19 protein-coding genes and 3 pseudogenes are annotated in these 21,376 nt (G+C 38.9%); 17 read left to right on the forward strand and 5 right to left on the reverse strand.

The window, feature by feature from the left end; all coding sequences use genetic code 11:
• Positions 1–71: 71 nt before the first annotated feature.
• The 5 genes from V3595_RS25475 (at position 72) to V3595_RS25495 (ending at position 3,386) form a co-directional block, all read left to right on the forward strand.
• Positions 72–437 (forward strand): winged helix-turn-helix transcriptional regulator, encoded by a 366-nt coding sequence (locus tag V3595_RS25475; RefSeq protein ID WP_063593816.1) that lies wholly within the window; start codon positions 72–74, stop codon positions 435–437.
• A 220-nt stretch (positions 438–657) separates the two neighbouring features.
• Positions 658–837, forward strand: coding sequence for a hypothetical protein (locus tag V3595_RS25480; protein WP_485910448.1), 180 nt, complete (start codon positions 658–660; stop codon positions 835–837).
• A gap of 74 nt (positions 838–911) precedes the next feature.
• Positions 912–1,424 (forward strand): type 1 glutamine amidotransferase domain-containing protein, encoded by a 513-nt coding sequence (locus V3595_RS25485; RefSeq protein WP_485910450.1) that lies wholly within the window; start codon positions 912–914, stop codon positions 1,422–1,424.
• Between the two features lie 99 nt (positions 1,425–1,523).
• Positions 1,524–2,240, forward strand: coding sequence for an SDR family oxidoreductase (locus V3595_RS25490; protein ID WP_485910452.1), 717 nt, complete (start codon positions 1,524–1,526; stop codon positions 2,238–2,240).
• 255 nt (positions 2,241–2,495) lie between these two features.
• Positions 2,496–3,386, forward strand: a complete 891-nt coding sequence (locus tag V3595_RS25495) for an aldo/keto reductase (protein WP_377373675.1) — start codon at positions 2,496–2,498, stop codon at positions 3,384–3,386.
• Between the two features lie 133 nt (positions 3,387–3,519).
• Here V3595_RS25495 and V3595_RS25500 read toward each other — a convergent pair.
• Together V3595_RS25500 and V3595_RS25505 are read right to left on the reverse strand one after the other, a co-directional pair.
• Positions 3,520–3,654: pseudogene (locus V3595_RS25500) on the reverse strand (DUF4158 domain-containing protein); the annotation flags it as partial.
• Positions 3,655–3,659: 5 nt separating this feature from the next.
• Positions 3,660–4,310 carry a recombinase family protein gene (locus tag V3595_RS25505; protein WP_485910454.1) on the reverse strand — a complete coding sequence of 217 codons (651 nt, stop codon included), beginning with the start codon at positions 4,308–4,310 and terminating at the stop codon, positions 3,660–3,662.
• Positions 4,311–4,874: 564 nt separating this feature from the next.
• Here V3595_RS25505 and V3595_RS25510 point away from each other — a divergent pair.
• The 5 genes and pseudogenes from V3595_RS25510 (at position 4,875) to V3595_RS25530 (ending at position 8,859) form a co-directional block, all read left to right on the forward strand.
• Positions 4,875–5,198, forward strand: a complete 324-nt coding sequence (locus V3595_RS25510; protein ID WP_048678279.1) for an ArsR/SmtB family transcription factor — start codon at positions 4,875–4,877, stop codon at positions 5,196–5,198.
• 20 nt (positions 5,199–5,218) lie between these two features.
• Entirely contained in the window at positions 5,219–6,184 is a 966-nt protein-coding gene (locus V3595_RS25515; protein ID WP_485910457.1) for a TIGR03571 family LLM class oxidoreductase, read from the forward strand.
• A 31-nt stretch (positions 6,185–6,215) separates the two neighbouring features.
• Positions 6,216–7,221 (forward strand): annotated as a pseudogene (locus tag V3595_RS25520) (LLM class flavin-dependent oxidoreductase).
• A gap of 156 nt (positions 7,222–7,377) precedes the next feature.
• Positions 7,378–8,403, forward strand: a complete 1,026-nt coding sequence (locus V3595_RS25525; protein ID WP_040375767.1) for an LLM class flavin-dependent oxidoreductase — start codon at positions 7,378–7,380, stop codon at positions 8,401–8,403.
• A 39-nt stretch (positions 8,404–8,442) separates the two neighbouring features.
• Positions 8,443–8,859: a hypothetical protein gene (locus V3595_RS25530; protein ID WP_485910459.1), complete on the forward strand. Its 417-nt coding sequence runs from the start codon at positions 8,443–8,445 to the stop codon at positions 8,857–8,859.
• 460 nt (positions 8,860–9,319) lie between these two features.
• Here the strand turns inward: V3595_RS25530 and V3595_RS25535 are convergent.
• From V3595_RS25535 to V3595_RS25545, 3 genes and pseudogenes are all read right to left on the reverse strand, one after another.
• Positions 9,320–9,820: pseudogene (locus tag V3595_RS25535) on the reverse strand (IS3 family transposase); the annotation flags it as partial.
• An 18-nt stretch (positions 9,821–9,838) separates the two neighbouring features.
• On the reverse strand, positions 9,839–10,180 hold the full coding sequence (locus V3595_RS25540; protein ID WP_485910461.1) for a helix-turn-helix domain-containing protein: 342 nt from the start codon (positions 10,178–10,180) through the stop codon (positions 9,839–9,841).
• A 400-nt stretch (positions 10,181–10,580) separates the two neighbouring features.
• On the reverse strand, positions 10,581–12,596 hold the full coding sequence (locus V3595_RS25545; protein ID WP_485910463.1) for a sigma-54-dependent Fis family transcriptional regulator: 2,016 nt from the start codon (positions 12,594–12,596) through the stop codon (positions 10,581–10,583).
• 518 nt (positions 12,597–13,114) lie between these two features.
• Between V3595_RS25545 and V3595_RS25550 the strand changes: the two genes are divergently transcribed.
• The 7 genes from V3595_RS25550 (at position 13,115) to V3595_RS25580 (ending at position 21,173) form a co-directional block, all read left to right on the forward strand.
• Entirely contained in the window at positions 13,115–14,140 is a 1,026-nt protein-coding gene (locus V3595_RS25550) for an amidohydrolase family protein (RefSeq protein ID WP_485910465.1), read from the forward strand.
• A 75-nt stretch (positions 14,141–14,215) separates the two neighbouring features.
• On the forward strand, positions 14,216–14,929 hold the full coding sequence (locus tag V3595_RS25555) for an iron-sulfur cluster assembly protein (protein WP_485910467.1): 714 nt from the start codon (positions 14,216–14,218) through the stop codon (positions 14,927–14,929).
• Positions 14,930–14,984: 55 nt separating this feature from the next.
• A complete protein-coding gene (locus tag V3595_RS25560) occupies positions 14,985–15,557 on the forward strand; it encodes a DJ-1/PfpI family protein (protein WP_056519773.1) in 573 nt (190 codons plus the stop codon).
• A gap of 700 nt (positions 15,558–16,257) precedes the next feature.
• Entirely contained in the window at positions 16,258–16,944 is a 687-nt protein-coding gene (locus V3595_RS25565; protein ID WP_485910469.1) for a FadR/GntR family transcriptional regulator, read from the forward strand.
• A 72-nt stretch (positions 16,945–17,016) separates the two neighbouring features.
• On the forward strand, positions 17,017–18,345 hold the full coding sequence (locus tag V3595_RS25570) for an FAD-binding oxidoreductase (RefSeq protein ID WP_485910470.1): 1,329 nt from the start codon (positions 17,017–17,019) through the stop codon (positions 18,343–18,345).
• Positions 18,346–18,347: 2 nt separating this feature from the next.
• Entirely contained in the window at positions 18,348–19,706 is a 1,359-nt protein-coding gene (locus V3595_RS25575) for a (Fe-S)-binding protein (protein WP_485910472.1), read from the forward strand.
• Complete coding sequence (locus V3595_RS25580; RefSeq protein WP_485910474.1) at positions 19,707–21,173, forward strand: FAD-linked oxidase C-terminal domain-containing protein; 1,467 nt, start codon at positions 19,707–19,709, stop codon at positions 21,171–21,173.
• Positions 21,174–21,376: the final 203 nt, after the last annotated feature.

Genomic DNA, 21,376 nt, shown 5'->3' on the forward strand with positions numbered 1-21,376 from the left:
CGCACTTTATTGTTACATAGTGTTAAAAAGTATACTATGTGTTATTCTATATAGAAGTGGAGGTGAAACAAATGTCACGTATGCAGGAAAAAATGTTTAACTGTGAAAAAGAATTAACGCTTTATGTTATTGGCGGTAAATGGAAAATGCTGATTTTGTGGCATTTAGGAAAAGAGGGAACGAAGCGATTTGGTGAGCTGAAGGCTCTTATGCCGGGCATTACCCAACGAATGCTTGTTAACCAATTACGCGAGCTAGAAGAAGACCTCATTGTTGAACGAAAAGTCTATCCTGTTGTTCCGCCAAAAGTAGAATATTCATTGACCGAACAAGGAAAAAGCTTAATGCCAATACTCGATTCCATGTATGAATGGGGTAAAAACTATATGGAGAATGTGATGGATACTCCTGCCAATAAAAGTGCACCTATTAAATAGCAATCATTCTAAAAAGAGGGGATTAAAAACCACAAGTAGACTTTTAATAAGTCAAGACTTGTGGTCTTTTTATTTGCAATGATCCAGTTCATAAAGGAAATAAAGGAGTACATTCTGGAAAAAGGTAAATAATATTCCTGTGTTGTAAAGGATTTTAGCTGAACTGTTTTATAGTAAGGAATCAAGAATAATACATATTTTCAGGTGAGATGATGAAAAAATGCCATTAACAGTAAAGGAATTTGGTGTGGGAGAAGCAGAATTTGAAAAACACCTGAACCAGATGGCAGCAGGAGCTTTTGAGGATCCTTGTACTCCATCCAATCCACGAGAAGTATCGGTGGAGCATATGAAAAAAATCTATATTGCTGCTTACAACGGAGATAAAATCAAGTTCTAATGAAGATAATCAGAACATGGTACGGAAATGAATATTTTTACTTCTGTTCTATGATTTTAAGGAGGTTAATGAACATGAGCAAAAAAATCGCTACGCTTATAACAAACCTATTTGAAGATGTGGAGTACACTGAACCAGTACAAGCCTTTAAAGAAGCTGGTCATGAAGTTATAACGATTGACAAACAATCAGGTAACGAAGTAACTGGTAAAAAAGGCACAACCGTAAAAATTGATAAATCCATTGATGAAGTTCATCCTGCAGACTTTGATGCGTTGCTTATCCCTGGTGGATTCTCTCCCGATTTATTGCGTGAAGACAATCGTTTTGGGGAATTTGCAAAAGCATTTATCCAAGACGAAAAACCTGTTTTTGCCATTTGTCATGGACCACAAGTGTTAATCGATACAGACCTTTTAAAAGGTGTCGACATCACTGGCTATAAATCCATTCGCAACGATTTGAAAAATGCTGGTGCAAATTATAAAGACGAAGAAGTTGTCATCAGCAAAAATATTGTAACAAGTCGAGAACCAAAAGATATTCCAGCATTCAATCGTGAATCACTGAAACTTTTAGCTAAATAACAATGGTGATGTATAAACTTAAATATATCTAACTTGCGGATTCTTTAATCAGAATCCGCAAGTTGGTTAAACAAACGTATGAATAAAGGAGGAATTTCGTTGTCATTAAAAGGAAAAAGAGTGGTTGTTTTAGGAGGTACATCTGGTATTGGTTTAGCCGCTGCTAAGGCGTTTATCGATGATTCCGCTCAAGTCATTATTGCTAGCCGTTCCGCTTCAAAATTATCTGACGCAAAAGTGAAGCTTGGTGGTAACGTAGAGGGCTATGAAATCGACTTTCGCAGCGAGGAAAAGGTTGCTGGCTTTTTCAAGAAGGTTGGAAAATTTGATCACCTAGTGGTTACTGCAGGTGAAGGCGCAATGGGTCACTTTAGCGAACTGCCTGTTGCAACAGTAAGAGAGGCTTTTGATAGTAAGTTCTGGGGGCAGTATATTTCGGTTCGTGCTGCTCTTCCATACTTGAATAATGAAAGTTCTATTACATTAACTTCTGGTGTATATGGTGTGCGTCCTCCTCAAGGTGCAACGACTCTAGCTTCCATTAATTCAGCACTCGATGGATTAGTACGAGGACTTTCAGTAGACCTGGCACCTATCAGAGTAAACGTGGTATCACCTGGTATCGTTGACACTCCTCTTTACGGCGGAATGCCAGAAGATGAAAGACAAATTATGTACCATGGGATCGCTAAGCAATTACCTGTTGGACGTGTTGCTCAACCTAAAGATATAGCTGAAACCTATGTTTACCTAGCGAAAAATGGGTTTACAACTGGCACATCGGTTCTTATCGATGGAGGAGCTCATCTGATCTAATCCATTGATATCAAAGTCGATTGATAAATTGATTTAGAATAGAAGTGGTGAGGTTGACTCAAAGTGTCAGACACTTACAGACCATCCTCACTTTCTTTGTTTTTTTTGCACAGACGGAAGCAGAAATGGCCATATCATGCAATAAAGAATGGCTTTGTTGGTTACGGAAATTCTAAATATATGCGTAGTATACGAAGAGACGTTAACATTCTACTTCTATGATACCCAAATACATAAAAGAAAGGGTCGAGCCTAATGGATGAAAAGAAAAGAGCGGAAATTAAAAATGCATTAGCCAAACACGTGGTATCCCTATCTGACGGCACTTCTTTACCTAGTTTAGGACAAGGAACATGGTACATGGGGGAAAATCCCCAAGTGAGAGACAAAGAAATAAAAGCCTTGCAGCTCGGCGTAGAATTAGGCATGACACTTATTGACACTGCTGAAATGTACGGAAATGGCGATTCTGAACGCTTAGTTGGCGAAGCCATTAAAGGACGCAGAAATGAAGTCTTTTTAGTCTCAAAAGTGTATCCCCATCATGCAGGTTTAGATATGATTTCAAAAGCATGTGAAAACAGCTTAAAACGACTCGGAACAGACCACTTGGACTTATATCTCCTCCACTGGAGAGGACGTGTTCCTTTAGAGGAAACAATTGAAGGAATGGAAAAACTACGTGAAGAAGGGAAAATTTTAAGATGGGGCGTCTCTAATTTTGACACGGTTAATATGGAAGAGCTATGGAATACCACAAATGGGAAAAATTGTGTAACGAACCAAGTGCTATACCATTTAGGTTCAAGAGGAATCGACTTCGATCTCTTACCATGGCAGCGTGAACATAACATGCCAATCATGGCCTACAGTCCCCTTGCTCAAGGAGGCTCTTTAATAAGACAGCTTTTAAACGATCCAGCTATTCATGATATTGCTGACAAATACAATGTCCAACCATTACAAATCGCTCTTGCTTGGACCATCCGTTCGAATAACGTCATCTCTATTCCAAAAGCGGTTCAAGATGAACATGTTTTAGCAAATGCTGAAGCAGCAACAATTGAGTTTACTGAAGAAGATCTCAGTAGAATTGATCAAGTATTTCCTAAACCTACTAGGAAAATGCCATTGGATATTATTTGAAAATTCATTTTAAAGAGGGAATATTGTTGGAGTTGCTGACAATCTAATAGGAATTTCAAAAAAACTGTGTAGAATTTATTCCATACAGTTTTTTTATCGGGGAAATTTAATATCCTTTTCGAATTATTCTCGCATAACGGAGTAGTGCTAATTGGACGGCAAAGACTAATCGGTTGTAGTCCCGTCGATGACAATGAATGATTTCCAAATCATGTTGCGAGAAGGTGTAGTAAGTAGCAAGTTCTCTTTCACCATTGGGAGTTACCATCCATTCTAATCGTTGGTCTGTTGTAAGAAGTTCTTTTCCTCGCAAGGTATTTGCCCCTTTCTTTGATTTTCATACTTCTTTACACGTCGATAAAAGGTATTTGGGTTTAAATCAAGACGCTTCATTCCTTCTGTCGCAGTAATTAATCCAGATTTCCACTCATCATACACCCGAATGAAATCAGCATTGATCTCGTACTTACGTCGCCCGAATTTCACTCCCTTATTCTTTGCTACTTCAATTCCTTCAGCCTGCCGTTGTCTATTTTTTTTACGTTCTTGCTCAGCGACATAAGAAAGTAGACTTAAAAATTGGTCCTCCATTAACTTCCCAAGATCACCCATTCCCCGGAATTTCCGGCTATCAAAAAGCGTCTCATTCTCTAATACCACAATATCTGCGTTTAACTTTCGTGTAATATACTTCCACTCTAAAATAATACCATCATAATCCCGACCTAATCGATCTAGTGCATCAAGATCAAATCCCCTTCGCGAATGATTAGGAGCATCGCCTGATACTCGGACGATTGAATTCTTTTCCACTTTGTTTATCAATGAAGATATAACGTTCTTCAATTCTAAGTTCACGAAATTTCTTAAGTGTCGTTCTGGATTTTGATCCTTAGCTGAAACACGAACGTACCCCAATTTCAAAAATAGCCACACCCTCCAAAAACTATTAATCTATTTCAAAAAGTATATCAACAATATGAAATGTTTCAAAATAAAAAATCATACTTTATGACATGTGGAATATTACCTGTTTTCCAACTTGTCATTAAGTATGCTTTTTACGCCTTCTATTATTTCTTCATTTTTTGATGCCCAAACCCTAAAATAATTCGATTAGGATGTTTCCATTTTTCTATAGTATTATCTTCTACTGGATAAATTTAACTCCAAACTTTTCGATTTCTTCTAGTAACTTTAAAAAATGGGAATCTTTCCATTCAACAATTAGGTGTAAACCTGTTAAATAACCAAAATAATCCTTCTCTCTTTGCCACCTGTTCTCTAAGCTAATTTGTGTAGTTCCTTTAAAGCCGTTTCCTAGCCCTGTCTAAAGCATAAAATTTGATTTTGGGTATAAAGGAAAATAATATAGAGATATCGCAAATTATCAATTTCCTTTTGTTCGATTAGTTTATACGCATTCCAAGCAAAATAGATTTTAATAAGTTCAGAAAGGGGCGGGCACCTTTGAATCGGGAATCAAATATGATAAATGACGAACAGGCAGTTGAAATTTTCAAGGCTCTGTCAAATCAAATAAGAGTAAATATTCTGCAAATGTTGAAAGAACCTGATAATAACTTTTCCCCGCAGGCCCATGTCATCAAAGAAAAAGGCTTTGATGGCGGGGTTTGTGTTAGTGATATTCGCAGCAAAGTAGGACTATCACAGTCCACTACCTCCCAGTATTTATCTATCCTATTGCAAAGCGGTCTGGTGGAAATGAAACGAATCGGACAATGGACTTATTATCGACGGAATGAGGAAACCATTAAACAGTTTGAAAAGTATATAGGCTTAAAAATATAACCTTTTAAGGAGGACCAAGAGTGAGTTTTCAAAATCATCGTGCCTATAACAGCATGTACCAGAAAGACAAAATGACACTCGGATTTATCCTCCCGACTGCCAGGATGTCTAAAAATCCGATTATGGAGAATCAGCTGGAGCTTGCCCGTAAAATTGAGGAATATGGCTTTGCTTCATTATGGCTACGTGATATTACGATGCAGGATTTGAATATTGATGATAACGGCCAAAAGTTCGATTTATGGATTTATTTGACGTATCTTGCTGCCTATACGAAGCACATTGCGTTAGTGACAGGAAGTGTAGTTCTACCTTTGCGCCACCCCGTCAGGGTAGCCAAGGAAGCTGCATCAATCGATCAATTGTTTCCAGGTCGATTGATTATGGGAGTGGCATCAGGGGACAGGGAAAAAGACTTTACAGCTTTAGGGATATCTAAGCAAGAAAGCGGTCCGTTATTTAAAGAAAATTTCGAAATTCTCGACCGGCTGTTAAAAGAGGATCAGCCGACAATCCACAGCCACGCCGGATTTATCGATGGTACAGATATGAGGTTAATCCCAAAGCCTGTATCTTCGATTCCGACCATGGTGACTGGATTTAGCAATCAGTCTATCAATTGGATAGCAAGGAATGGGGATGGGTGGCTTCAATACCCAAGAAGCATTATTCAACAGGCGCAGCTTATCCAGGATTATCGTGCTTTAACTGAAGTTCATGCTCCAGGAGATTTTAAACCCTTCTCTCAAAGCTTGTTCATCAATTTATTGGAAAATCCCGATGAAATGCCTGTCCCCATACCCTTAGGCTATTCCGTAGGAAGAAACCGTTTAGTTGATCTACTTCATCAATTTCAAGCGATTGGTGTCAACCATTTGGCGTTTGTTCTGTATTTTTCCAAGCGCCCTCCAGAGGAAGTAATCCAGGAACTTGGAGAATTTGTTTTACCCTACTTTCCAACCCATAGAGGTACAGGCCAGCTTTAAAAAATTTAATTGTATAAAAGGAGGAAGAATTATGACAAAGAAAATAGAACTTTCAGTGCTAGATCCCTCCCCAATTGTCGAGGGAGGATCAGCCGACTTTCCCTTCAAAACACGCTTGATCTAGCAAAGAAAACAGAGCAGTGGGGATATAAACGGTTTGGCATGCTGAACATCATAATTGGGCAGGAATGGCGAGTTCAGCATCCCCGATCGTAATTGGACGAGTAGCCTCTGTCACGGAAAAAATGCGTATTGGATCAGGTGCAATGCTGCATTCCCATTATTCTCCTCTTTCCGTGGCTGAGCAATTGGGAACATTAGAAACCTTCTTCCCTGGCCGAATCGACCTTGGATTGGGGCGGGCACCTGGCACCGACCAATATTCAGCAAATGTATTGCGGCATAGGGTTGCTGGTGAACCTGAATTTGATGCCCGGCTTGAGGAGCTTATCGCATATCTTTATGGTACAGGAACAGCCACTAAGAATGGTTCATTTAGCATTCACGCCATTCCCGGCGAAAAAAAAATGTGCCAATTTGGGCTGTTAGGTTCAGGGTTTTATAGTGCACAATTGTCTGGAATGCTTGGGTTACCATTCTCTTTCGCGGGACATTTTGCTCCAGGTAACATGATGGAGGCCATAAAACTGTACCGGGATTATTTTCGTCCGTCTCAATTTTTGGAGGAGCCTTATGTACTGTTAGCCGTTCAAGTGGTGGCTGCTGATGAGAAACAGGAGGCACAAAGGATTGCCACTTCGATGTATCAAAAATTTCTTTTGTTAACCCGCGGACAGCCTTCGCCCATTTTGCCACCTGTTGATAATATGGTCAAGCTTTGGAACGATAATGAACGCAGGGCGGTTGAAGAACAGCTTTTCACTTCCATCATCGGGGACCCTGCAGGTGTGAAGCAGCAGCTCCATGAGTTAATAGAAAAGACTGACGCTGATGAAATTATGGCTCATACAGAGATTTTTGATCATAAGGCACGGCTGCGCTCTTATGAAATTTTGGCTCAGGCTGCAGTAAATTAAACATTGTCTAGTCTAATAAAGGATGTATTTTCTGCAGATATTAAATCAGTTAAATTAATGTGATTTAGATTGAAGCAGTAAAAGAAGACAAAGAAAACAACCTGTAAATTCTTTTATAGGTTTGAAACGAAATTTTTAAAGAAAGAAGATGAGCATATGCCTGAAAATGATACAAAACAAATTACGGATATTCCATTCTCGGTCCTGGATCTCTCTCCAATTGCAGATGGAAGGACGCCGGCTGATTCTTTTCGCAATACTTTGGAGCTGGCCCGGCTCGCTGAAAAGCTGGGGTATAACCGATATTGGCTCGCTGAGCATCATAATATGCCATTTATCGCCAGCTCTGCAACATCGGTAGTCATTTCCCATGTTGCAGCAGGTACATCAAAAATCCGGGTAGGTTCAGGCGGCATTATGCTGCCGAATCATGCACCTCTTGTTATTGCTGAGCAATTTGGTACTCTGGAATCATTATATCCAGGACGTATTGATCTTGGCTTGGGCCGTGCACCAGGCACTGATCAGCTTACCGCACGTGCATTAAGACGTGACTTGAGAAGTTCAGGAGAAGATTTCCCTGAGCAGCTGGCTGAGCTCCGGAATTACTTTGACCCTTCCCTGGCACAAGGATATAGTCATGTTAAAGCAATTCCGGGTGAGGGATTAAACATACCTATTTGGCTGTTAGGTTCGAGCGGATACAGTGCCCAGCTGGCAGGAGAGCTTGGACTGCCGTTTGCATTTGCGAGCCATTTCTCGCCGCATAACACACTGCCGGCTATCCAGCTGTACCGCCGTTCGTTTAAGCCTTCTAAAGTACTGGACAAGCCGCATGCAATGGTAGGGCTAAACATCATTGCGGCCGATACAGATCAAGAAGCTGAGCGGCTCGCTACAACATTGCAGCAGCAGTTCTTGAATTTGATGCGCGGGAAGGAAGTCCCATTGCAGCCGCCAGTGGATAATATTAATGATATAGCGAGCGACTATGAAATAGCTGCCCTTGAGAATCAATTAGGAACTTCGATTGTCGGCAGTCCTCAAATCGTAAAAGAAAAGCTGGAAAAGGTTCTGGATGAAAGTCAAGCCGATGAAATTATGGCAATCGCCCAGGTTTACGATCATAAGGCCCGCCTCCATTCCTATGAAATATTGGCAGAAATTACTCAGCTAAAATAGGTCAAAACTGGCATCACCATAGAAGAAACGTTGCAATTAGTGGACAAGTTAGCAGACCAGGACCTGGATTATCTCCATATTTCTGTCGGCGGCTTTTGGAACGGATCAATCCATGATGATAACAATCAGACATCCCGAGTTGTTATGATCCATGAGCGTGTCGGCGATCGTGTTCCTGTGATGGGTGTTGGGATGCTGCGGACACCCGATGAAGTGATGAAAGCATTTGGAATAGGTGTACCTTTAATCGCTTTAGGGAGGGAATTGATAATGGAACCTCAGTGGGTACAAAAGTACAAGCCGGTGAAGAAGACAAAATCCGTACAACATTTTCTAAAAAAGATCAAAAAGAACTGGCTATTTCTAGTAAAATGTGGGAGTACTATACTGGCATCCCTGGCTGGCTTCCTATTGTATAAGGAGTTCACTTATCTCATTCCATCTCTGCTTCCTTGAATTGTTCAACAAAAAATGGGAATCGTGATGATAAATGTCCTTGCTCAGCAAGTATAAGAATATACCTTATACTAAACAAGACGGTACATTTTAAAGGGAAACCATCTTAGTGGTTTCCCTCCTTTATTGAGTATTAGAGCAGAAAATCAGCCATAGTTTATTTATTTATGACTAGAAGTTATTGTTAATATGTAATCAACAATAGACGCCCATAGAAAGGATTGGATCTAAAGTGAACCTGGGATTAAAAGATAAAACGGCACTCGTGACAGGCGGCAGTAAAGGTATTCGAAAAGCAAAGGCCGTCGCGTTTGCCAAGGAAGGCACCAACCAATGTTGTAATTTGTGGCCGTGGTGAAGAAGCATTAAAAGAAGCAGCAGCAGAAAGTGAAAAGCTGGGAGGCAATAGGTTTTAATATGGAGAATGGGTGAATCTTTCGATTCCAAGCGATCAAAGGCTTTATCCAGCATTTTGGAAACGAGGATAAACAGGCCGAGATTCGATATTATAGGCGATGATTTCTCCATTAAACAGGTCAAGAATAGTCGATAAGTATAGTTTTTCCCCAGCTAGATGGAATTCCGTGACGTCTGTCACCCATTTTTCATTGGACTTTGCCGCCTTGAAATCACGTGCTAGAATGTTGGGCGCAACCTTGCCGATTTTCCCTTTGTACGAACGGTATTTCTTCATTCGAACCAATGACTTCAATCCTAGTTTATTAATCAATCGGAGAACTATTTTATGATTGATGTGAGCACCTCGGTTACGTAATTCTAGGGTAATAAGCCGATACCCATTATGCCCTTTATGCGTATGGAAAATCTCTTTGATAAGGGATTTAATTTCTGTGTATTTATCCTCACGCCCGATGGCGTTTACCCAATAATAGTACGTACTCCGTGCCATTTTAGAAATGGATAGAAGCAGACTTAAATCAAATTGTTTCCTTAGTTCATGGACTACTTTCGCGCTTTTTCAGGCTTCCTTTTCTTGAACTAAGGCATTCAACTTTTTTAGATAGGCATTCTCCGCACATAAGTATTCTAATTCAGCAATAAGTGCTTCTTGAGAACCATTAGCTGGTGATTTTTTCTTAGTATCTTTTTTCATGGATAGACGCCCCTTTTTCTTTGGTTTAAGGGCGTCTATACCTCCTTCCTTAAACTGATTTGCCCAGTTCAAAAGTGTAGAATCGGAATGTAGGTTATAGTGTACACCGGTCTCGTTGATCGATGTACCATATTCGTTCATATATTTTAGTACCTCTAGTTTAAAGGGCAGAGTGTAATTTGTATAGGATGAAACAAGTCCTTCCATCCCATTTTTTAGATAGCGACCCATCTTTTCAGAGGGGATAAAACCTACATTTCTTTCTTGAGCAACGGATTTATACGATTTTTCCCCTTCTAAGTACTCTAAAACTGCATTTGATTTTTAATCTATCGTATATTTAGTCAAAAAAACTGCACCTCCAATTGTTCGATGTTGTCTAACAATTGGGGTGCAGTTCAGTATCATGGTGCTCTTTGAAGTGGTCTACAGTTCATCATTTACTTCAGAAAATATATATACTTTTTTCCCTTTAAGAAATAGTGTTAACTATACTGATTTTTTTTTTATTATCAGATCCTTTGTGAAATAAGGAATTAAAAACGGCAGAACTTATAATTTTCCCAATAAACACAATGAAATCAAGAAAGGACATCCAGGTTTTTCATTATCCATTGTTATTAGATAAACCTTCATTTTTAGTATTCCGCCCGAGCTTTCTATAAACTGTGCTTCTATGAATGCCAAGTTTTTTAGCAGCCGCTGTAACATTGCCATTTGCCTCATTAAGTACCATAAGAATCATATGCAATTCTTGCTGCTTTAAAGAGGTTGGATAATTCACTGATTCTTCGTGGGATGAGGATGGATTAGTAAGTATTAATGGCTGTTCTTTATTATTCAATTTTTGATGTGAATGATCTGTCGCTGAATAATTTATTATCCTTTTAGATAGTCCGATTTCTTTTGGGAAATCACTGTTTGTGATTATATTGCCAGTTGCCTTTATGGCCACTTTGTAGGCAAAATTCCTTAATTCACGTACATTCCCAGGCCATTCATACTGCTCTAAGACAAACAAGTCTTGGTCGCCTATTTTAAGTGGTGGTCTCCTAATTTCTTCACAGGTTTTTGTCAAAAAATGATTTAATAGTAAGGGGACATCCCCTGTTCTTTCGCGCAGTGGGGGGACTTGCAAGGAAAGGATATTAAGCCTGTAGTAAAGGTCTTTACGAAAAGTGCCTTCCTCGCAGGCTTTTTTTAAATTACAATTTGTTGCCGCAATTACCCGTACATTTAATTTTATCGGTTCTCTTCCACCCATTCGCACAATTTCTCCTTCTTCAAGCACGCGCAAAAACATGGTCTGGATATCTAGTGGCATCTCGCCAACTTCATCTAAAAAAATTGTTCCTCCTTCAGCCTGTTGGAATTTTCCGGCACGGCCACCTTTTATACTTCCTGTAAAAGTGCCTTCCTCATAACCGAATAATTCGCTTGCTGCGAGTTCTTTTGGAATTGCCCCGCAATTAACAGCTACAAAAGCAGCTTCAGATCGATGGCTATAAGCGTGTATGGATTGGGCGAATAACTCTTTGCCAGTACCGCTCTCTCCCTCAATTAAAACGGGTAAATCCAGATTGGCCATTGTATGCGCCTCATCGATAACAGATTGGAATTCTGGAGATTTCCCAATCATATTTATGAAGGAGTACTTTGTACTAAATCTCGTTTTATTCAAAGGTTTGACTTTTGAAATCGCATGTATCATAAAACCAATAGGGAATCCTTGATGATAGAAAGGGACTGACTCAAAAATCCAGCCGTCTTTCATGCCTTCTGTGCCACTGCAATCTGATAACGAAATTATTAGTCGGTTATTGTAATCAATCCAACCTTTGTCATACCATTGGGTGGAGGCTTTGATGACTTGATGTCCACGATCGAGCACAGCCACTATTTTACTGGGGGTTTTACGAGTTGTTTCAATATAATGTTCAAGTAGCAAAAAGTGCTCAAATTTGAGCTGGCTTTGGAGCTTTTCTTCGATTGTTTGAGTGATAGAAACAACAGCGGATAGAGAGAGGGGATGTACCACGTCCCAAATACCCGTTAAGTTGACCGCTCCAAGAACCTTTTGTGTTGCAGGATCTTTAATCGGCGAGGCTGAGCATACCCAATTGTGAACAGGTTGGCAAAAATGTTCTCCCGCGAAGACTTGCATGGGGACTCCTGTAGCCAAAGAAGTGCCCATAGCATTTGTCCCTACATAGCTCTCTGACCATGAAGTCCCTGCTGTAAAATTCATATTTTCGGCTTTCCTTTTGAGAGAGGCATCTCCATCTAGATATAATAATTCTCCTTTATGATTACAAATCACAATTAAGTGACCTGAATCTATTGCTGATTCTTTAAGTTTTGGTAGAAGGGATTCTGAAATAGAAAAGAACGTGTGGGTTGTTTGATATTCTTGTATTTCATCTTGTGACAGAACCAGTGGGGCTCTCCCTTTGGTGGGGTGTACTCCATGACGAATAGAGCGCTCCCAAGATTGATAAGTTAAGGATCTCACTTCAGATACTAAATTTTGGCCTGATATAAAATTCTCCCAGGCTCTTTCGATTCTATCTTTTTCGGTCTTCGGTGAAGAGGAAATATCCAACGAAATATATGGGTTCTTCATACCGGTACCTTCCTTTTAATGTAAGTACGTGCCATGTTTCTGAAATCACCCTGACCTTTCAGTAAACGCTTACAATATTTTTAAGTGATTGATAATAAAAAGTTCTCCATCACGTTGGTAATATAGTTACACATATTATATACCAATTATCTAAATTATCAATCTTGTTAGTCTCCACTATGCTTTCCCACTCTCAAATATAATCTACTATTCTTAATCAAACTTATAAGTTAGGTGTGTCGCACTTTGCTTAATTACGATTGTCACTTTTAGATACAGTGTCGCTTTATGCACCATATATCATTAGAATAAAAATACAGAACTTTCAATATTTTTATTTAAATCTATAGTTATCATTCCAAATTTCCAATTATTTAGAACCTGATAAATATCGGAATAGAGGTACTCTTGCTTGTATTAAAGAAACATTTAATAATTTTTGATAGTAAAGAAGGAAGTTTTGGCACAGTATTTGCAATGAAGTAAAGAGAAAGGCAAAACTTGAAGGGGTGATAATGTTGTATAAAACGAAAAGCGGGGAAGAAATTTTTGTTATTGATTCTCATGTGGCAATTTGGGATGGAAGCAAGGAAAACCAGCTAAACATACATGGTGAACAGTTTATTAGTTGTTTCTATGATTATCATAAGAACTTGAGTCCTGAAGAATATTTTTGGCCAAGGGAAAAATTCGAGAAATATGGCTCTGAAACGTTGGTACAGGATGTCATTGTAAAAGGATATGCTGATATGGCTATTTTTCAACCGGTATATCTTAAGGAGTTTTACAAAAACGGGTTTGGAGATTTTGATGTGAATGATGCCCTTTCAAAAAAATATCCAAATCGTTTTATATGTAATGGGACGCTTGATCCTCGACATGGTGAGCGCGGGTTAGAAAATCTAGTAGCGATGAAATTGAAATACGGTTGGCAAGGTATAAAACTTTATACAGCTGATTGGTATGGCGATTCTAAAGGGTATAAGCTGTCTGATCCGTGGTCTCAGCGTTATCTGCAAAAATGCCTTGATCTGGGAATAAAAAATATTCATATCCATAAAGGTCCAACGGTCACACCGCTTAATCGCGACGCTTTTGATGTAGCTGACGTTGATGATGCTGCAAGTACTTTTCCAGAACTGAATTTTATCGTAGAGCATGTTGGGTTGCCTAGACTGGAAGATTTTTGTTGGATTGCAACACAAGAGAAAAATGTATACGGGGGATTAGCTGTAGCCATATCACTTATCCATCAACGTCCTCGTTATTTTGCAGAAATCATAAGTGAGTTATTGTACTGGCTGGATGAGGATCGCATCCTTTTCGGGAGTGATTATGGAATATGGGAACCAAAATGGCTTATCGAAAAATTCGTTGATTTTGAGCTTCCTGAAGATATCCAACAGGAAACAGGCGTAACTTTTGATTTGAATGTAAAAAAGAAAATTTTAGGCGGTAATGCAGCCAGACTCTATAATATTGATATCGAGGCTCAAAAAGCGAAGTTACAAAAGTGCGAACTAGCTTCACATATAATGGTTTAATCTCAATCAATAGACCAGTTGAGTCGTGTTAAAGTTTTGTATCAATCATTGAAAAAGAGAGGTGCATCGAACTTTATGAACAAAGAAAAACAGGTTTATAGCATGCTTGATAAAGTTTATGATCCAGAATTAGACCAGCCTTTAACTGAATTAGGATTTATCGATCACACGGTAATAAAAGAAAACGATGTCGAAGTAGTTTTTCGATTACCAACTTACTGGTGTTCACCTAACTTCGCATATATCATGGCCGAAGATATACTGAAGTATGTGGCTGAATTAGACTGGGTAAATGAAGTTAAAGTAACTTTATTAGATCACTGTGCTTCGGATGAAATCAACCAAGGTGCAACTTCAGGTAAATCCTTTAGCGAATCCTTTAGTAGTTTATCTGATGGAGATCTTGATGAATTACGTAAGACTTTCCAGATAAAAGCTTTCTATGCAAGGCAAGAGAAACTTATAAGATATTTACTTCAAAATGGGATGTCAAAGAAAGAAATCCTCAATTTATCTATCCAAGAGCTATATGAACTGCCTTTATCTGTAGAAGGGAAGTTACTTAGGGAAAAATACCTGGAAAAGAAAAAAACGTCGAATTACTTAAATCAATTAGCCATAACCACTCCTGAAGATAAAGAGATAACTGAAGAAGGGTTTGCTGATTATCTGCGAAGTGCTAAAGGGTCACGAATGAATATGGAGTTTAATGCTCATTATTGTCGCGGTTTATTAGAGGCTCGATATAATTTGCCTTCCGCTGATGAAAGTACATTGACGAAAATATAATTTTAAGGATGCTTATGAATTTTAAAAAAATTTCAGAAAAGGAATGTGATGAAAAATGAGTAAAAACGTTCTTATTATAACTGGTGACGCTGTAGAGGCATTGGAAGTATTTTATCCATATTATAGATGTATCGAAGAAAATATTAATTGCACAATTGCCTCACCTGTGAAAAAAAGTCTCCAGACAGTTGTTCATGATTTTTTGCCTGAAATGGAAACGTTTACAGAAAAATGGGGATATAAAATTGAATCTCATGCCTCGGTTGATGAGATTGAACCTACTGATTATGACGCACTTATTATTCCTGGGGGCCGTGCTCCTGAATATATTCGTATGAATAAAAAAGTACAAGATATAACTGCCCATTTTTTAAAAGAAAATAAACCACTTGGAGTTATCTGTCACGGACAACTGGTATTAACAACGATAAGAGAATATATAAAGGGCAGGGAGATGACAGCTTATACGGCATGTAGACCCGAAATAGAAGCTGCAGGAGCTACATACGTGGAAGAAATGCTTCATGTTGATGGCAATATCGTGTCAGGGCATGCTTGGCCAGATCTCCCAGGTTTTATGAAAGAATTCTTTAAATTGCTAAATGTTAAAAAAGAAGCTTCTGTTTAAATAAGTCAAAAGGACTGAAACATTCCCTCCTTATTTTCAAGCAAATATGGGTGAGAATACTAATATTGAGAAAAAAGGGTTGCCACTGGCAATCCTTTTTATATTGGACCATATTTATGGCAGAATTTATTATTTTTTTTGAATTTAACATTACATTCATTTTATTAACTGGTTATTAGATGTTCAAGAAGTTTTTCATTGATAAAATTACCATGGCTCAAATTCCTTAGTGAGTATATATTAAAAAATGACATAATAGAAATCCTATTTTGTTTTGTACATACAGATATGAGGAAAAATATCTTTTTTTTATCTGGACAATTTTTCATATCTTCAATCCTTAAACCATTTTCGAAATGGATCTTTTAAGAGAGCGCCATTCAATTGATCCCAAAATTCAGCAAAAACTTCTCTATATATGACGAGTTTCTTCTATATATACTCTCCAAATACATCTGATTTCCACAAATTAATCGCATGGCGTTCTTTTTCAAAAACCTTCTCCAAATAAATCTCTGGAATTAGAAATAAACTTAAAAAAAGGTGTATGTCTACAATAATCTATAATAAATAATTTTTTGATTATTTGTTAAATTCTAAATTTTTTGTTGAAATATATATTGGAAAGTGTTTTAATAAATGTAAGAATATAACTTGTCAGATATGTGATGTCTGAAAGGGTAGAGGGTGGTGTGTAAATGTGGGGAAAATATTCACCAAGAAAGTGTCGGAAACAGTCGAAGAAGAAATAGAGAAGATGATTGAGTCTGGAAAATTCCAGTCAGGTGAAAAGCTACCTTCCGTTAGGGAATTATGTGATTTATTCGGTGTTGGACGTTCCGCTGTCCGAGATGCAATCACTACACTTAAAGGAAAAGGTACTGTTTACGTAAAACAAGGGGAAGGTACATACATTTGCGAATTTGATTCCACAAAATTGTTTACCAACCATATGTTAATCCCCAGCTGTGAAGACATAAGTGAATTATTTCAAGTCAGGAAAATATTGGAGACCGGTATTGCGGAAATGGCTGCTTCCAATCGGTCGGTACAAGATTTGGTACGTATGGAAGAAATCCTTTCAAACCTTTGCATCAATGGCTGGGAAGCGGACTACCACTTTCATATGGCGATTGCTAATGCGACAGGAAACAAAAGCTTGATTCAATTAGTGCAAACCATTTCAACCACTATGAAGAAGGCAATGATTGATTTTCACAGGTATATTCAAGAGAATGAGAGCATCGTAAAAACGATTGATGAACAACATGATAAAATCTATGAATCAATAAAGATGGGGCACCCTATAAAAGCTAATCAGTCGATGATTAACCACTTACAGTATGTTGAAGAACTTTTGCAAAACAATATTTTACAAAAGGTATGAAGTTTAAAATGTTTTTTTGCAACAATATAGAAACGATGTTTGTTATTACGAAACAAAAAGGAGGCGTGGGTATTGATCGTAGCAGATCTTCTATCAGATTTAAAGTCATTTTTACCTGAAGTGCAAATAGTTGAGGGGGAAAACCAAAGCCATCCACTTGGGAATGGTGGTCAGGTATCGGTTTACCCGAAAACAGAGGGAGAAATAGCAAGTATTTTAAAGTATGCAAACGAAAAAGGGAAAAAAATAACGGTGGTAGGAGGCGGAACCAAGAGAGGTTTTGGAGGATTGATTGAAACAGCTGATATCTTACTCTCATTATCGAAATATAAAGGAATTGTCAAACATACTGTAGGAGATATGACATTAACGGTTAAAGCAGGTACTTCATTTAAAGAATTGCAAGAATATTTGGCACAACATAATCAGAAGGTTTCGCTGGACCCTGTATGGCCTGAAGATGCGACAATTGGTGGAATCATCGCTTCAAATGAAAGCGGTCCTAAAAGATTGGGTTATGGTTCTTCCAGAGATGTGGTAATAGGACTTCGCTTGGTTTACCCGGATGGCAGTATCATAAGAGCTGGGGGAAATGTAGTAAAGAATGTGGCTGGGTACGATATGAACAAACTTTTTATAGGATCGATGGGTACACTTGGTATTTTATCTGAAGTGACTTTGAAGCTTAGACCAATGCCAAAGTACGAAAGCCTTGGACTGTTAGTGTTTCCCGATGGAAATCTCGAAGAAGTTCGGTCACTAGTTGTTAAGTTGTTGGATTCAGTGATGGAACCAATCGCTTTGGAACTGCTAAATCCAGCTTTATCGGAAAGGTTAACGGGTCAAAACGTTTATACCTTAGCAATTTCATTTGAAGATGTGGAGAGCTCTGTTCATTACCAGGAGGATTTTGTAAAGAACATCCAACCTTCCAACGCAAAAATGACAGTGCTTTCACAAAATGAGGCACAAGCTTTTTGGGACAAATTTTATTCGGTTTCTCCAAATGGGGCAACACTTGCTAGTGGAAATCAGATAGAAGCGGCATTGAAAATAGGCGTTGTTAACCTAGATGTTTTGAAGGTCATTAAAGAAAGCCACATTTTACATCACTCTAGTACTCTTACAGTAGAAGCACATGGTGGACTAGGTCATGGAATATGCCAGGTTAACCTAAAGGGAACTGACGACGAAGACCTAACACAGGTAATATTAAAGCTCAGAAAATCCGTCGAAGCATTGGGTGGTTATGTGATTGTGAAGCATCTGCCTTTAACGCTCCGTCAGCAAATTGATGTATGGGGTGAAAAACCATCACATTTCTTCTTGTTAGAAGGAATTAAAACAAAGATCGATCCGAATAGAGTACTTAATAATAAAAGATTCGTGGGGGGGATTTAATAGTGAGTCTGAGAGAAGTGGATATAAAGCAAGATCCATCTTGTACATCTAATAGCTTAAGCAACTATCTATGGAGCGATAAGCCTGATGAAAACAAATGGGCAGATTGCGTACATTGTGGTATGTGTTTGGAATCGTGCCCAACATATGAGCTGACAGGCCAGGAACAGCATTCTCCCCGTGGGCGTGTTCATCTTATCAAATCAGTAGCAGAAGGAAAGCTTGAGGTGAACGAGCAATTCATGGATCCTGTTTTTGCTTGTCTTGACTGTCGTGCATGTACCACTGCTTGTCCGGCGAATGTAGATGTCGGAGGATTAATTGAAGAGGCTCGCGGACAAATTCGACAGGCGATTCCATTGACAGGAGTGAAAGGGAAAGTAAGTAGAATAGTACTTGAAGGAATGTTCCCACATCAAAACCGAATGAATACAGTGGGGAGTTTATTAAAGTTCTATCAAAAGAGCGGATTGCAGAAAGTGGTTCGCAAAACAGGGTTAATGAATATCATGCCACAGCATTTAATTGAGATGGAAGCAATTATGCCTGAAATTAAAGAGCCTGTACGCAAAAAATACAAAAATGAAAAAGTGATCAAGGCAATAGGAGAAAAGAAAGCAGAAGTGGCGTTTATGACAGGTTGCGTGATGGACGTTATGTTCAGTGATATTAATCAGTCCACGATTAATGTTTTAACACGAAACGGAAATGATGTGACAATTCCGCAAAACCAAACTTGCTGTGGAGCCTTACATGTTCATGCCGGTGACCGTGAAACTGGAAGAAAGCTGGCGAAACAGAATATCGAAGCGTTTAAGGATGCTGATAAAGTCATCGTTAACGCAGCAGGATGCGGCTGTATGCTTCAGGAATATGCTGAATTGTTTCGTGAAGAGCCTGAATGGCATGATAAAGCTGAAGAATTTTCCGCGAAGGTCGAGGACATCTCTAAATATATTCATGAAACAGGCTATGAAATACCAAAAGCTGAATTGAACACTCGTATCACATATCATGACGCATGCCATTTAGCACATGGTCAAGGAATTCGCCAGGAACCGAGAGACCTCCTTGTTAGTATTCCAGGAGTTGAAATGGTACATATGCCAAACGCTGATCGCTGCTGTGGAAGTGCAGGTATATATAACATCACTAATCCAGAAATGGCCGGTGCCGTGCTAGAAAGCAAAATGAAGAATGTTCCAGGCGATGTTGAGATGATTTCAATGGGTAACCCAGGATGTATGCTTCAGATGGCAATGGGGGTACAGAAGTATGGTAGAAATCAAAAAGTCGTCCATACAATTCAGCTTCTGGATTGGGCTTATCAAAAAGAGGATGATCTAAAGGGGGGACAGTAAATGGCAAGGAAAAAAATAAAATCGAATGATCGGCATATAAAGAATTTAGAGGCTATTGTTGGCGATGCCAATTCAATTCTATTTCACAAAGAGGATCTGCTTGCCTATGATAGCGATGGATTTACGCTTCATAGACACTTACCTAAAGCGGTTGTGTTTCCAAAAGATACTCAGGAAGTAGCCAAACTAGTTAAATACTGTTCCGAAAATAAACTGCCGTTCCTAGCCCGTGGCGCTGGAACCGGATTAAGCGGCGGTGCTATACCTTTAAATGAAGAAGTCATTATTAGTCTGGTCAGGATGAAGAAGCTATTAAGCCTTGATCTCGAAAATAGGCGTGCTGTTGTACAGCCTGGTTTTATCAACCTTAAACTCACGAACTCTATCTCTGATAAAGGGTATTACTATGCTCCGGATCCTTCTAGCCAATATTGTTGTACAATTGGCGGAAATGTCGCAGAGAATGCTGGAGGGGCTCACTGTCTTAAATATGGGGTAACCACGAATCACATTCTAGGGCTGGAAGTAGTACTGCCTAACGGCGAAATTATAGAAATCGGTGAAAATGGAATTCCTGATTCTCCTGGATATGATTTGCTCGGTCTGTTGACAGGTTCTGAAGGAACATTAGGCATTGTAACGAAAATCACTGTTCGTATATTGAAAAACCCCGAAGCGAAACAAACTGTTCTTGCTTACTTTGATAAAGTGGAGGACGGAAGTCAGGCCGTGTCTGATATAATTTCAGCAGGAATCGTACCGGCAGCCCTTGAAATGATGGATAAAACAGCGATTGAGGGAGTGGAGGCGGCTGCTTTTCCAGTAGGTCATCCAAGTGATATTGAGGCTGTCCTACTCATTGAAGTGGATGGAATCTCAGCAGGTATTGAAGAGCAAATTAATCACATTTTGGAAGTGTGTAAGTACAGAAATGTACTTGAAGTGAAGGTAGCACAGGATGAACTCGAAAGAGGTAGATGGTGGGCCAATCGTAAAACAGGATTTGGTGCCATGGGAGCCATTTCACCGGACTATTTAGTACAGGACGGTGTCATTCCACGAAGCAAATTGCCCGAGGTATTAAACAAAATCAGTCGAATCAGCGAAGAATTTGGTTTGCGAATCGCTAATATTTTCCATGCGGGTGATGGGAATTTACATCCACTTGTTCTTTTCGATGCCAGAATCCCAGGGGAAAGCGAAAAGGCCCTGGCAGCTGGTAGTGCCTGCTTAAAAGCATGTGCTGATGTTGGGGGGACAATTACAGGTGAACACGGAGTGGGGATTGAAAAAATAGAGGAAATGCGTTTCGTCTTTTCTGATGAAGAGATTATTGCACAAACAGATATTCGAGAAGTATTCAATCCTCATAACCTTTTAAACGCAGGGAAATTATTCCCAATGCCGGGACGCTGTGTTGAGATAAAAAGAGATTTAAAAGAAAAAGAAGCAGCTGCTATATCTTAAATATGTTTGTCTGGTAAGGCGCAGTCCATACAACGGATGAAGCCAATTCATTTCGTGGTGTAGTCCTTTTGCTAAAGTTTAGAGATAAATATAAATTGTAAAAATATTATGAAAATAATTGAATCTACATCAGGTATCGTGCTATCATTTTTATACACAGATAAAGAAACAACGTTTTGTAATAGCAAACAAAACAGAGTGAT

It is taken from the genome of Bacillus sp. CFBP9009, assembly GCF_036541465.1.
Lineage (GTDB): Bacteria > Bacillota > Bacilli > Bacillales > DSM-1321 > Peribacillus.